This is a genomic window from Marinobacter qingdaonensis, assembly GCF_034555935.1.
In the GTDB taxonomy this organism is placed as follows: Bacteria; Pseudomonadota; Gammaproteobacteria; order Pseudomonadales; family Oleiphilaceae; genus Marinobacter; species Marinobacter qingdaonensis.
In genome coordinates this window covers 840,738-854,002 of sequence record NZ_JAYDCJ010000003.1, presented here as the reverse complement: position 1 = coordinate 854,002, position 13,265 = coordinate 840,738, and the positions used below count along the sequence as shown (strand labels likewise).

At 64.8% G+C, this 13,265-nt stretch carries 14 protein-coding genes; 5 read left to right on the top strand and 9 right to left on the bottom strand.

Annotation, left to right across the window (positions count from 1 at the left end; genetic code table 11):
• Window positions 1-23: 23 nt before the first annotated feature.
• From hslR to U5822_RS07030, 4 genes are all read left to right on the top strand, one after another.
• Complete coding sequence (gene hslR / locus U5822_RS07045) at window positions 24-431, top strand: ribosome-associated heat shock protein Hsp15 (protein WP_322854922.1); 408 nt, start codon at window positions 24-26, stop codon at window positions 429-431.
• Between the two features lie 79 nt (window positions 432-510).
• Window positions 511-1,365 carry an Hsp33 family molecular chaperone HslO gene (hslO, locus tag U5822_RS07040; protein WP_322854921.1) on the top strand — a complete coding sequence of 285 codons (855 nt, stop codon included), beginning with the start codon at window positions 511-513 and terminating at the stop codon, window positions 1,363-1,365.
• Between the two features lie 174 nt (window positions 1,366-1,539).
• Window positions 1,540-3,072, top strand: coding sequence for a phosphoenolpyruvate carboxykinase (locus U5822_RS07035; protein WP_322854920.1), 1,533 nt, complete (start codon window positions 1,540-1,542; stop codon window positions 3,070-3,072).
• Between the two features lie 73 nt (window positions 3,073-3,145).
• On the top strand, window positions 3,146-3,430 hold the full coding sequence (locus tag U5822_RS07030; protein WP_322854919.1) for a hypothetical protein: 285 nt from the start codon (window positions 3,146-3,148) through the stop codon (window positions 3,428-3,430).
• Window positions 3,431-3,536: 106 nt separating this feature from the next.
• Here the strand turns inward: U5822_RS07030 and U5822_RS07025 are convergent, their stop codons facing one another.
• Entirely contained in the window at window positions 3,537-5,618 is a 2,082-nt protein-coding gene (locus U5822_RS07025) for a TRAP transporter large permease subunit (RefSeq protein WP_322854918.1), read from the bottom strand.
• A gap of 6 nt (window positions 5,619-5,624) precedes the next feature.
• Window positions 5,625-6,692 (bottom strand): hypothetical protein, encoded by a 1,068-nt coding sequence (locus U5822_RS07020; protein WP_322854917.1) that lies wholly within the window; start codon window positions 6,690-6,692, stop codon window positions 5,625-5,627.
• Between the two features lie 231 nt (window positions 6,693-6,923).
• Here U5822_RS07020 and U5822_RS07015 point away from each other — a divergent pair, with 231 nt between their 5' ends.
• Window positions 6,924-7,196, top strand: coding sequence for an HU family DNA-binding protein (locus tag U5822_RS07015; RefSeq protein ID WP_322854916.1), 273 nt, complete (start codon window positions 6,924-6,926; stop codon window positions 7,194-7,196).
• Between the two features lie 39 nt (window positions 7,197-7,235).
• Here U5822_RS07015 and U5822_RS07010 read toward each other — a convergent pair whose 3' ends face one another.
• From U5822_RS07010 to U5822_RS06980, 7 genes are all read right to left on the bottom strand, one after another.
• On the bottom strand, window positions 7,236-8,255 hold the full coding sequence (locus tag U5822_RS07010) for a putative solute-binding protein (RefSeq protein ID WP_322854915.1): 1,020 nt from the start codon (window positions 8,253-8,255) through the stop codon (window positions 7,236-7,238).
• A gap of 208 nt (window positions 8,256-8,463) precedes the next feature.
• Window positions 8,464-9,771, bottom strand: coding sequence for a dihydroorotase (locus tag U5822_RS07005; RefSeq protein ID WP_322854914.1), 1,308 nt, complete (start codon window positions 9,769-9,771; stop codon window positions 8,464-8,466).
• A complete protein-coding gene (locus U5822_RS07000) occupies window positions 9,768-10,781 on the bottom strand; it encodes an aspartate carbamoyltransferase catalytic subunit (RefSeq protein WP_322854913.1) in 1,014 nt (337 codons plus the stop codon). Before U5822_RS07000 ends, U5822_RS07005 begins: the two co-directional genes overlap by 4 nt.
• 53 nt (window positions 10,782-10,834) lie before the next feature.
• A complete protein-coding gene (pyrR, locus tag U5822_RS06995) occupies window positions 10,835-11,344 on the bottom strand; it encodes a bifunctional pyr operon transcriptional regulator/uracil phosphoribosyltransferase PyrR (RefSeq protein WP_322854912.1) in 510 nt (169 codons plus the stop codon).
• A 31-nt stretch (window positions 11,345-11,375) separates the two neighbouring features.
• A complete protein-coding gene (gene ruvX, locus U5822_RS06990; protein WP_322854911.1) occupies window positions 11,376-11,819 on the bottom strand; it encodes a Holliday junction resolvase RuvX in 444 nt (147 codons plus the stop codon).
• On the bottom strand, window positions 11,812-12,378 hold the full coding sequence (locus U5822_RS06985) for a YqgE/AlgH family protein (RefSeq protein WP_322854910.1): 567 nt from the start codon (window positions 12,376-12,378) through the stop codon (window positions 11,812-11,814). Before U5822_RS06985 ends, ruvX begins: the two co-directional genes overlap by 8 nt.
• On the bottom strand, window positions 12,375-13,235 hold the full coding sequence (locus tag U5822_RS06980; protein ID WP_322854909.1) for an energy transducer TonB: 861 nt from the start codon (window positions 13,233-13,235) through the stop codon (window positions 12,375-12,377). Before U5822_RS06980 ends, U5822_RS06985 begins: the two co-directional genes overlap by 4 nt.
• Window positions 13,236-13,265 lie beyond the last annotated feature (30 nt).

The following is a 13,265-nucleotide window of genomic DNA, read 5'->3' as shown; positions in this document are numbered from 1 at the left end:
AGACGCTCATCAGGTGAGGAGACATGACGGCATCCACTGCTGACGAACAACGTGTAAGACTCGACAAATGGCTCTGGGCGGCACGGTTCTACAAGACCCGCAGCCTCGCCAAGGAAGCCATCGAAGGCGGCAAGGTCCACTACAACAGCCAGCGCTGCAAACCGGGCAAGGTGGTCGAACCCGGAGCAACCGTGACGCTCCGTCTGGGCTGGCAGGAAAAGGTGGTGATCATCGATGACATCAGCGACCGACGCCGCGGCGCGCCCGAGGCCCAGAAGCTCTACCACGAAACCGCCGACAGCGTAAAAAAGCGGGAAGACCTGGCCTGGCAGCGCAAGACCATGCAAGCCGCGCAGCTCCCGCCAGCTCGCCGGCCCTCCAAGAAAGATCGCCGCGACATCCAGCGATTCCGAGAGCAGAACAACATCTGAACCCGGACTGGTCACCCTGCCGGCGCACCAGTCCGGGTCCGCAACCCGAATTCAACCGAACAGTTTCAGGAGATACACCATGGCATCCCGCGACCAATTCCAGCGCTTTATCTTTGAGGACAGTCAGGTCCGGGGCGCCTGGGTACAGCTGGGCGAGAGTTTCCGTGAAATCGGCACCCAGGCCCCCTACCCCGACTCGGTACGCAGCCTGCTGGGCGAAGCCCTGGTTGCCAGCGTGCTGATGAGCAGTACCCTCAAGTTCGAGGGCACCCTCTCGTTGCAGGCTCAGGGGGAAGGCCCCCTGCGCACGCTGATGGCGGAGTGCAGCCATGACCGGTTCATTCGCGGCCTGGCCCGCTTTGACGAGCACGCCGTCAGCGAAGAGAGCTTCCACGACATGCTGGGCGAGGGTCGCATGGCCATCACCATCACCCCGAACCGGGGCAATCGCTACCAGGGCGTGGTGCCCCGGGAGGCGGACAGCCTGGCCGGCTGCCTGGAGGAGTATTTCGAGCGTTCTGAACAGATTTCCACCAGCCTGATCCTGTTCGCCGATGAAGGCGCCGCCGCCGGGCTGCTGCTGCAGCGCCTGCCCGGGGCCACCGACGAAGACAACGAGCTGTGGGAGCGGGTCAATCACCTGGCGCGCACGGTCGAGGCCGCCGAACTGCTCGAGCTGGACAGCGAGACGGTCCTGCACCGCCTGTTCCACGAGGAAACGGTGCGGCTGTTCGACGCCGAGGCGGTGGCGTTCCGCTGCAGCTGCTCGCGGGAACGCACCCTCGGCGCCCTGGAGGCGATCGGCCGGGACGAGTGCTACCAGATCCTGGAGGAGCAGGGCCAGATCGAGATGGACTGCCAGTTCTGCCACGCACACTATCGCTTCGATAGAAATGATATTGATCATCTTTTCACCGGCCATACCTTACACTGAAGACTTTTCAGATTCGCCCCAAAGCCAGTGCTGACGCGGCTTTGCGGGCAGTCGTTTTTTGCCGGCGTCTCTGGCATAATAGCGCGCCTGAATTGACCCGATTGCTCAGAAATCCGCCAATTGTTGCCGGGGCGGCCTGGGCAATCACGAAGACATCCCGAGGGCGAGGTCGAAGTGAGCAACACTTATAATGATCTGAGTACAGCACAGCTGGTCGAGCTGGCATTGGCACGAAACGAGGGCCAGCTGGCTGCGAACGGTTCACTGGTCGTGAAGACCGGTGAGCGCACGGGCCGGTCTCCCATGGACCGCTTCATCGTCGAGGAACCAAGCACCGCCGACGATATCCACTGGGGTCCGATCAACCGTCCGTTTGACGCCGAAAAGTTCGACGCTCTCTGGGATCGCGTTGAGGCCTACATCGCCGAGAAAGAACAGTTCGTGTCCCACGTCCACGTCGGCTCCGACCCCGAGCACTACCTGCCGGTGAAGATGACCACCGAAACCGCCTGGCAGAACCTGTTCGGCCGTAACCTGTTCATCCGTCCGGACAGCTACAACCCGGCCGACAAGCAGGAGTGGCAGATCCTGAACGCCGCCAACTTCGAGTGCGATCCCGAGCGTGACGGCACCAACAGCAACGGCTGCGTCATGATCAACTTTGCCAAGCGCAAGGTGCTGCTGGCGGGCATGCACTACGCCGGCGAAATGAAGAAGGCGATGTTCTCGGTGCAGAACTTCCTGCTGCCAGAGAAAGACGTCCTGCCGATGCACTGCTCGGCCAACGTCGGCGAAGACGGCCAGACCTGCCTGTTCTTCGGCCTGTCCGGCACCGGCAAGACCACCCTGTCAGCCGATCCGAACCGGTTCCTGATCGGTGACGACGAGCACGGCTGGGGCCCGGGCACCGTCTTCAACATCGAAGGTGGCTGCTACGCCAAGTGCATCGATCTGTCCCAGAAGAACGAACCGATCATCTGGGACGCGATCCGCTTCGGCGCGATCGTCGAGAACGTCACCATCGACCCGGAAACCCGGGTGCCGGACTACACCGACACCTCGCTGACCGAGAACTCCCGCTGCGCCTACCCGCTTGAGCACGTTGAGAAGCGGGTCCTCGAGAACCGGGCCGGCGAGCCGTCCCACATCGTGTTCCTGACTTGCGACATGACCGGCGTGCTGCCGCCGGTGTCCATCCTGTCCAAGGAAGCGGCAGCGTACCACTTCCTGAGCGGTTACACCGCGCTGGTGGGCTCCACCGAGATGGGCTCGTCTTCCAAGCTGAAGTCAACCTTCTCCACCTGCTTCGGCGCCCCCTTCTTCCCGCGTCCGGCCGGCGTCTACGCCGAGCTGCTGATGAAGCGGATGGAAGAGTTCGGCAGCAAGGTGTTCCTGGTCAACACTGGCTGGACCGGCGGTCCTTACGGTGAAGGCCAGCGTTTCAGCATCCCGACCACCCGTGCCATCATCGCCGCCATCCAGAACGGCGATCTGGACGATGTGGAAACCGAGCACCTGGACACCCTGAACCTGGATGTGCCGACCTACATCCCGGGCGTTGACTCGTCGCTGCTGAATCCGCGCAACACCTGGACCAGCCCCGAGTACTACGACGGCAAGGCCCAGGAGCTGATTGCCCAATTCGTCGACAACTTCAAGAAGTTCGACGTCTCCGAGGCCATCGTCGAGGCCGGCCCGAAACTCTAGGCCAGTGACAAGAAAGCGTCCTGCTCCGGCACGGCGCTTTTTTTGTGTCCAGGCCCCGCATCAGGACTGCTCCATGAAACAGGCACTGCGCAAACTGTTCTCGCCCATTCTGAACCCGCTGGAAGCGGGCGAACCCAGCCCGCATTACCGGGCGTCCCACCGAACCGTCCTGAACGTGGTCGGACTCCTGTTTCTTGTGCTGGCCAGCGTCTCCCTGGGTGCCCTGGTGTACACCGGTGAGCCCGGTGCGCTGATCCCGATCCTGGTGTTCTCTGTCATTGGCGGGCTGTCGCTGGTTGTCGGCATGCTGGGAACCGATGCGGCGGTGTCCCGGCTGTGGGGCAAGCGCGGCGACTGATGCCTCCTTCTGCAAGCCCCATTAGCAGTGCCACGAAAAACGCCCGAGGCTGACGCTTCGGGCGTTTTAGGTTGGCTAGGCCAGTTCTGGTGTTGGCCTAGATGGCCTAGGTGGCGTAGAACGCCAGGGGCACGAACGCCACCAGGACCAGGGCAATGCCCATAGCGATCAGCGGCATGATGATGCGCTCATGGCGCTGGTAGAAGGTTCCGGATTCCTGCTGGGCCGCGGTCACTTCCGCCTCACCCACGACCTGACGGGTCAGCAGATGGTTCAGGGCCACCGGCGGGCTGAGATAGCCCAACTCGAAGGCCACCAGGGTGACCATCCAGAAATGCACCGGGTGAATGCCACTGGCGTAGGCGATGGTGGCGACCGTCGCGGTCACCAGGATCACGGCACCGAAGGCGTCCATGATCATGCCCAGGACCACCAGAATCACCACCATCAACGCCATCGCCGACCAGGCGCTGTCAAAGGCCTGTGGAAAACTCTGCATGATGTGGGAGCGCTCGATCACGCCGCCAATGCTGACCGACAGGCCCAGCAGCAACAGCAAGGCGCCGATTTCCGCGGTGGTGTCGTTGGTGGCACCGCGCAGGCTCCGCTCCAAGCCCGGGTGGCTATCCGCATCATCGGCCTGCCCGCCGGTCTTCAGGCACAGGTGCTCGTAACCGAGAATCGCCAGCAGGATCACCGGCAGCAGGCGCGGCGCGGAGAACTCGTCCATGCCGACATCCAGCGCATAGCGGTACAGCAGCACCACGCCCGCGATCACCAGCACGTAGGGCAGCAGCGGCTTCAGGGCCTGAACCATGGCAGGCGTGGCGACGGAGGCGGGCGCCAGCTCGAACCGGCTTTGCCGATTGACCGTCAGGGCCACCAGCGTGAACAGGGTGGCCGTCAGCACGAACACCCAGATGCCCCAGCCGAACAGTTCGTCCGTGGTCACCTCACGGTTCAGGTAGGCGATCACCACCACCAGCAGGCACGGCCGCAGCACCACGCCCATGGAGCCGGACATGGCGGTGGCCGCCAGCGCCAGCTGGCGACGGGCGCCCGCGGCCCGCAGCTCGTTGTAGATGACGGCGCCGGCGGCGATCACGAAGATGCCGGAAGCCCCGGTGTAGGCGGTGGGGATGGCGGCCACCAGCACCGCCACCACCGCCAGCAGTTCCGGCGGCATGCGCCAGGGCCGGAACACATTGAACACCAGGGTGGCCAGCCGCGTCTGCTTCAGCATCATGCCGACCCAGACGTACAGGGCGACGTTCAGGAACATGTCCGACAGTTCCATCATCTTGCCCAGGTAGATGCCAATGCCGGAGGCGTGACCGATGAGCCCGAAGTAGGTGCCGGAAATCAGGCACATCACGGTGTACAGGGGCACCGCCAGAAACGCCTTGTTGAGGTTGCCACCGGCGGCCAGGTCCTCGGGCACCCGCAGCAGCCGGTACAGGCTGGCCAGGGTCAGGCAGGCGAAACCGGTAATCCAGAAGTTGTGCAGCAGCAGCTCCTCGGACGAGACCGAGGTCTCGGAGCCGAGGGTGGATTGGCGGAAGATGACACTGGAGCCCAGCAGCATGGCGTTGGCGATGGTCTGCAGGGTGTGGGAGACGGTGTAGTCCAGACGGGTTTCCATGGCCCGCATGGCGATGTGGTGCCGGGTCAGGGTTGCCGTGACCGCGCACAGCATCACCAAAATAATCAGGATGTAGCGCTGGGACGAGAGCCCGAAGGCAATCAGGTCGGCGACGAACAGCTCGACCGCGCGGTAGGCTTTGACCCCCGGGGTCAGCTGGTCCTGGATCTGGTCGTAACTCTGGAAGGCCTGGCGACAGTCGGCCAGGGCCCGTTCGATGGCGACGCGGACCTCGGCCGGGTCCTTCTCCTCGGCGCCGAGCAGGGCCGCCATCGGGTCGTCCTCCGCCGGGGTTTGCGCCAACTCGGCGGCCACCGCGGCATCCACGTCCCGGTTGGGATTGCAGGTGGGCGCCACCGGGTCCATGCGCAGCTTGTAATAGCCACTCCACAGGTGCTCCCCGCCCTTGAGCATTTGGTTGTGGATGTCGCTGCTGGTGGAAAACAGCACCACCGACAGCAACAGCAGGCACGCCGGCAGGGAGGAAAACCACTCGAGCCCGCTGCGGCGGAAGCTGACCCTGGAAAGCGTTAGATTCTCGGACATGGCGGGTTACAACAGGTCATCCAGGTTCATGGTTTCTACTTCTTCCCGCGGGTCGTCCCAAAAGGTGCCGAGCTGGCCCAGGGGCGTACGGTGGCCGGTGTGTTCAACCCAGAGCCGGTCGGACAGCGCGACGATCATGTTGGTGGCCATGGCATCGACGAAGCGCCAGTCGGGGTTGGCCGGGGTCTGCTCCAGGGACTCGGCGTGCTCCCGGATCACGTCCTTCAGCAGCGCCTGGTCGCCCTTGTTGCTGGCGGCAATGGCGTGAAACACGTGCGGCAGCCGAACCCCGGCCGCTTCACCCTGCTCGTCGGCCATGTTCAGTCGTTCGAAGGCGTCCTCACCCTCGGGCTCGGCGCCCGGAATCATGGCCCAGACCGTGGCACGCAGGGCCATGGGGGCGCCCCACCACTTGTCGTTTTCCAGACAACCGGAGGCGCGGGCGACCACCGAACCAATGTTGGCCGGCACGCCGATGGACGACGTGGACTGGATCTGGGCGTTCAGGGCCTGCAGTCCCGACAACAGGCCGGCCAGGTACATGAACTCGTCCAGGTCGTTGGAGAAATCCGGACACTCTCCGGTGCCGGCCTCGCCGTAGTGGGCCTCGTGGTGCTGCCAGCCCTTGAAGTAACGCTCGGAGGCCAGGACGTAGGCCCGCTTCTGGCGAATCATGGCGTCTTCGGCGGCGTTGGCGTTCATGGCGTTCATGGCCGCCAGCGCGTCCAGCTCGAATTCCCGGGCCTGCTCCTCGGCGCAGCCGCCGGCAGAGAGGTACAGCATGACCGCCAACTGGTCCGGCTCGGTGGTGACCCGGCCAAAGGACATCAGCAGCGGCGCGGTGGCCTCGCTCATGGAACAGCCCATGGCCAGATCGTTGCTGGCCATCAGGTAAGGCACGGTGTGATCCCGGGAGAAGCCCTGCATGACGTCGCCGGTGGTCTTGTAGATCATGTTATTGACCGCGCCGCAGCCACTGAGCACGGACGCGGCCGCCAGCGCCACCACCGCGCCTTTCAGCCGGGACCAACGGACCGGGGACGTGGTCAGGTAGGAAGAGAAAGAATGGCTCATAGCTGCGTCACCTTTGGCATTTTTGTTCTGTTACAGACCGTAACCAGACGGGCATTATGGCGTACAAGCACCTGTTTTTATGAGACCGACGCCGCAATTGGCGCCACCGGCGGCAGGCCCCGCCGGCGCTCGGGTTTGCACATTGGCCGCCAACCCACTATAGATGGAATCAACCGTCAGCCTTCGGGCCTGCGGCCAGACTGATAACAGGAATAATAAAAGGAGTACTCAATGCGCAAACCCGAACTTGCTGCGGCAATTGCCGATCAAACCGGACTGACCCGCGAGAAGGCCAGCGAGGTGATTACCGCCTTTACCGATCAGGTGTCGGCCGCCGCCGCCCGGGGCGAGGACACCACCCTGATCGGCTTCGGTACCTTCAACATCCGGTCCCGGGACGCCCGCGACGGCCGTAACCCGCAAACCGGCGCAACCATCCGCATTCCGGCCAGTAAAACCATCGGCTTCAAGGCCGGCAAGGCACTCAAGGATCAGATCGGCTGAGCCCGCCGGGGCCCGCCCGGGCCCCGTCACCGACTCACCTCAGGACGCACACTCCGACCGGGTGCCATCGACCCGACAGCGAATCGCCTTCATCAGCTTGATCGCCCGCTCATCGAAGACCCCATCATCCAACAGCGACAGCCGCACCTTGCGCAGCATCTTGTCGTATTCGGCGGTGTCCTCTTGCGGCAGGGTCATCCAGACCTGCTTGGGAATTTCCGCTTCCGCCTGGGCAATGATCTCGTAGGCCTGGTCGATGCGCTTGATCGACTCGTCCCGCACCATCTGGCCGGCGGCGTCCGGGAACCGGTCGCGCCGGATGATCACCTGGAAGTTCATGTAGCCCAAGGCATACTTGACCACCGCACCGTCGGGCTCAACGCCCTTGTACAGCTCCAGCGGGGTGTAGGCCACCGCAGGCGCGTAGGCCAGATCGACACTGCCGTTGTTGAACTTGCCCGCGAAGTTGGCCGAGTTGGCACCCACGACCGAGGCGCCGACATGACGCACCATGCGCACCGAGGCTTGGTCGTAGTCCAGGGTGGCAATGCGCTTGCCCTGCAGCTTCTCCACCGAATCGATGCTGCGGTCCCGGGTGTGCAGGTAGATGGCGCCGCCGGGGAACACGCCCGCCACTTCGTAGGGGCCATCAATCAGGAAGGGCCGGGCCTTGGGCTGACTCAGGGTGTTGTACAGCAGGCGCATTTCCGCCTCGCCCGGGACCGCGCCCATGGCCTCGAGACTGCCGGTGAACTTGTTGAACTCCCGGGCCCGGGTACCGGTGAGCAGCACCGCGTCACACTGCCCGGCCTTGAAGTCCTCGGCGGCCACTTTTTCGTCGGTGTAGGCGCGCAGGTTCAGCTTGATGCCCTGCTTCAGGGCCACCGGCTGGAAGGTCTTGGTGATGGCGAACAGCGGACCGTTGGCACCGACCGGATCAAAAACGCAGAAACTGCGTTCCAGGGCTTGGGTCTGGGCCTGGCCCAGGGCGGGCAACCATAGACTGGCGCACAGGGCGGCCGCCACGGCGACCCGACGCGGGAAGTGTACTGATTTCACGGGATGACTCCTGCCTTATTGTTGTCGGGTTCCGGCCCGTCCGTTGGCACCGATAACCCCGCTTTCCTTGACCGACGTTAGGCCGGCACCGGTAAGAATACGTTGGCACAGGTGGCGGTCAGCAAGGGCTTTTCAGCAAAAGGACAGGATTCTGTGATGGCGTCGACAGAGGCGAGGCCACCTCTGCCGCATTTTCCGGGGCCCGCGGTCAGCGCGCCGGCTGCTGCCAGGCAACCTTGCCCGCGGCGAGGGTCAGTTGAACCACGCCCGGCAGGGCCCGGCCGGTGATCGGGGCGTGACGTCCCACGGACACCAGGGTGTCGTCGCCCGGGACCCAGGACTGATTGGGGTCGAACACGCACAGATCGGCCACTTCGCCTTCCGCCAGGCTCGCCCGGCGCGCCAGCACCGACGCCGGCCCCGCGGTCAGGGCACGCACCAGCACCGGCAGGCTCAGCTCGGCGCGGCGAACCAGCTCCAGCCCCAGGGACAGCACCGTCTCGACGGTCGACAACCCCGGTTCCGTGGCCGCCAGTGGCGCCTGTTTGGCCGCCGAGTCATGGGGTTGGTGCTGGCTGACGATGGCGTCGATGACGCCGTCACGGACACCGGCCAGCAGCGCCTGCCGGTCGCGCTCGCTGCGCAGCGGCGGACGGACGTGGAAACGGCTGTCGAATCCGGCCAGGGCGTCCTCGGTAAAGAGCAGCTGGTGCATGGCGACGTCCGCCGTCACGGCAATGCCGCGACTCCGGGCGTCGGCCAGCATCTCGACACTGCGGGCGCAAGAGAGCTGGCTCAGATGCAGGCGCACCCCGGTCTCTTCCGCCAGCAGCAGCATCTCCATCACCGCGGTGGTTTCCGCCACCTCGGGAATGCCCAGCAGGCCAAGCCGGGACGTCACCAGGCCATCGTGGGCGTAGCCGTCGGCCGCCAGGGCCTGATTCTCCGGGCTGAACATCACGGTCAGGCCAAAGGTCTGGGCGTAGGCCATGCACCGGCGCAGGATCCGGGCATTGCGCACACCCCGGGCGCCATTACCGACGGCCACGCAGCCGGCCGCGGCCAGGCCGGCCATGTCACTGAGCAGGTCCCCTTCCAGGCCGCGGGTTATGGCACCCACCGGCAGCACATGGATGGGGGAGCGGGTGGCCGCCACGTCCCGGATCAGATGGGTCACCGCGCCGGAGTCGTTCACCGGCGAGGTTTCCGGTGAGGCACAGACGGTGGTGAAGCCGCCGTGGGCCGCCGCCCGGGTTTCCGAGGCGATGTTGCCCTTCTGGCCGTTGCCCGGCTCGCGCAGGTTGCAGTGCAGGTCGACGAAACCGGGCGTGATCAGACTGCCTTCGGCGGACCAGGTGCGATCGGCCTCGGCCTGCTGCGCCGCCTTGCCGGTGGCCGCGATGCGACCGTCGCGAATCAGCAGCGCCAGGTTGTCGACGCTCTGGCCGTCGCCATCGAGCAACTGGCCACCCAGGATTTTCAGGCTGGCGCCGTTTGTGGTCTCTGCTTCGCTCATGCCTGGGCTCCCTGACTCAGTTTCTGTTGACGCTCGGCGAGTTGACCGCCCATGGCCATGGACATCACCGCCATGCGGATGGCGATGCCGTTGGTGACCTGATTCAGGATCACCGACTGGGGCCCGTCCGCCACCGCCGACTCGATCTCGACCCCGCGGTTGATCGGGCCCGGGTGCATCACGATGCAGTCGGGCTGGGCCAGCGCCAGCTTGTCCTGATTCAGGCCGTAGAGCCGGTAGAATTCCCGCTCGCTCGGCAGCAGCGCCCCTTCCATCCGCTCTTTCTGCAGGCGCAGCATGATCACCACGTCCAGATCCTTCATGCCCCTGGCCATGTCGTACTCCACGGTGCAGCCCAGGCTCTCCACGTCCTTGGGCAGCAGCGTACCCGGCGCAATCACCCGCACTTCCTCGGCGCCAAGCACGTTCAGCGCCCGGATCTGGGACCGGGCCACGCGCGAGTGCAGCACGTCGCCGACAATCGCCACCTTCAGGCCCTCAAAACGGCCCTTATGCTGGCGGATGGTGAGCATGTCCAGCATGGCCTGGGTCGGGTGGGCATGGCGGCCGTCGCCGGCGTTGATGATCGCCACCCCGGGGGTCACGCTCTCGGCGATGAAGTGGGGCGCGCCGCTCTGGGAATGCCGGACCACGAACATGTCGCTGGCCATGGCCTCGAGGTTCAGCAGGGTATCCGACAGGGATTCACCCTTGGAGGTGGCGGAGGTGCTGATGTCCAGGTTCAGCACGTCGGCGGACAGCCGCTTGGCCGCCAGCTCGAAGGTGCTGCGGGTGCGGGTGCTGGACTCGAAAAACAGGTTGACCACCGTCCGGCCGCGCAGCAGCGGCACCTTCTTGATGGTGCGCTCGCCCACTTCGATGAACGAGTCGGCGGTGTCGAGGATGTCGGTCAGCAGATCGCGGTCGAGGCCATCGAGGGTCAGAAAATGCCGCAACTGACCCTCCCGGGTCAGCTGCAAGTGGTGCGGGGAGGAGTCGTGTGCGGTCATGAGTCGCCTGTGTGCGGTTCTGGAGTGTTGGACGCCGGTAAGATCCTGCCGGCTCAGCGCCCGGCTTCCTGGAGCTCAATGTGCAAGGGGTCCGGCCCGCGCAGCTTGACCCGCTGGTGGGATTCCAGCGCCAGCGTGCGGCCGACTACGTCGGGTTGGATGGGCAGCTCCCGGGCCCCCAGATCAATCAGGGTGGCCAGTATGATACTGGCTGGGCGGCCATAATCGAAAATTTCGTTCATCGCGGCGCGAATGGTCCGGCCACTCATGATGACGTCGTCGATCAGGATAATGTCCCGACCCTCGGTGTCGAAGGGCAGGCTCGAGGGTTTGACCCGGGGGTTCAGGCCGATGCGACTGAAGTCGTCGCGGTAGAAGGAAATGTCCAGTTCGCCGAACGGCTCATCCAGGCCCAGACGCTTGCTCAGGGCGTCCGCCAGCCAGACCCCGCCGGTGCGGATACCGATCAGCACCGGCGCCTTCACGCCCCGCTCGTCGAGTACCTCGCGCAATCCGGATTCCAGTTCCGTCAGTAACTGATCGATATCAAGCAATGCGGTCATTACATCCTCGCTGTTGTGTGGGTCGCCCGGGTCATTCCCCGGCGCGCTCCCGCTGAAGGCCAAACCAGGTTTCCAGAATCAGCACCGCGGCCCGGTCGTCGACCCCGTGACGACCAAAATCCCGGCTGCCACCGGCCGCCATGACCTCGCCCTTGGCCTCGAAGCTGGTGAGCCGCTCATCCACCATCTCGACCGGCAGATGAAAGCGCCCGTGGATACGCTTGCCGAACTTGCGGGCGCGGGCGCACATCTCGTTTTCGGTGTCGTCCATGTTCAGTGGCAGTCCCACCACCACCAGGTCCGGGCGCCACTCCTCGAGCAGGTGCGCCAGCTGCTGCCAGTCGGGAATGCCGTCCCGGGCGGGCAGCATGGCCACCGGCTGACCGCTACCCAGCAGCTCCTGACCGCTGGCCACACCGATCCTGCGGGTGCCGAAATCAAACGCCAGGACCCGGCGATTCCCCACTTCAGGCATGGCCGATGGATTCGCTGAGCTGGTTCAGGTCAATGCCGATCAACTTGAGCACCGCCTGGTAACGGTCCTCCCAGGGAGTCCGGAACAGGATGTCGGTGGAGGCCGGGCAGGTCAGCCAGGAGTTGCTGCCCAGCTCCTCCTCGAGTTGACCCTCGCTCCAGCCGGAATAGCCCAGGGCCACCAGGAATTCCTCCGGCCCCTGGTTCTTGCCGATGCCGGCCAGGACATCCCGGGAGGTGGTCAGCAGCACCTCATCGTGAACCCGGGCGGTGTTCTGCCAGTTGGTTCCAGGTGGGTGCAGGACAAAGCCCCGCTCCGGCTCGACCGGCCCGCCACTGTAGACCGGCAGGTCCAGTTCGCCACCGTGCATGTCGAGCTGCTCAAGAATCTCGCCCAGGTGAATATCCAGGGGCTGATTGATCATCAAGCCCAGGGCGCCGTCGTCGGAGTGTTCACACAGGTAGATGACGGCGCCATGAAAGCGTGGGTCGGCGAGGTAGGGCGACGCCACCAGGAAGTGGTGTCGCAGGCTGTGGGGAGAGTGCTTTGATGCGGTCATCCGGATGTCAGCCCCCGTCGCTGGAAGGACCAGGTTCGTATGATTTCCAGTTCGTCCACATTTTCCCGCATTTCATCCGGGAAGGGCGCGAACGGCGCGGCCATGCGGACAATTCGGATCGCGGCGTCGTCAAGCACCGTACTGCCGGAGGATTGCAGGACCGCGACTTCCTTGATTGTGCCATCTTTCTTGAGCGAAACCAGCATCCGCAGGGTTCCGTAGATACCCGCGCGCCGCGCCTCGGTGGGGTAGTTGATGTTGCCCACGCGGGTCACCTTGGTCACCCAGTTCTGCACGTACCAGGCGTTGGTGGACTTCAGGGTCGAGGCCGCTGTGACCCGCATCACCCGGGGCTTGCGGGCGTAGGCCCGCTGCTGGGCATCGAGGCGCGCCTCGAGGCTGGCAATTTCCAGGCTGCGCTCCATCAGGCTTTTCTTCTTGCGCACCGGTTGCTCGACCGGCTCGATCCGCTCCTCCGGCGTCTCCACCTGCCGGCTGGCGCGGGCCTGGGTCTGGACCACCGGCTCCGCCTGCTGTACTTCCGGTTCCGGCTGGGACGGCGGCTCCAACTGGACCTGGGCCACCTCCGGCTGACTGACCTCCGCCGGCTGGGGCGTGGTCATCTCCTGGGGCTCGTCTTCGGTGCCACTGCCCTGCTGGCTGGTCTGGGCCAGGAAATCCGCCTTCTCGGGCTCCTGCTCGTCCTCGAACTGGGACAGGGTGATTTCCATGGTCTGGGCCGAGGATCGGGGCGGTTCCGGGGCAAAGGTAATCCCAAGCACCACCATGGCGTGGACAGCCAGCGCCATGAAAAGGGTGAAGGAAAACCGGTCGAAATCGCTTACCTGAACTGCCATGCCTGTTCCTGGTTAACTCGTGAGCCCGTT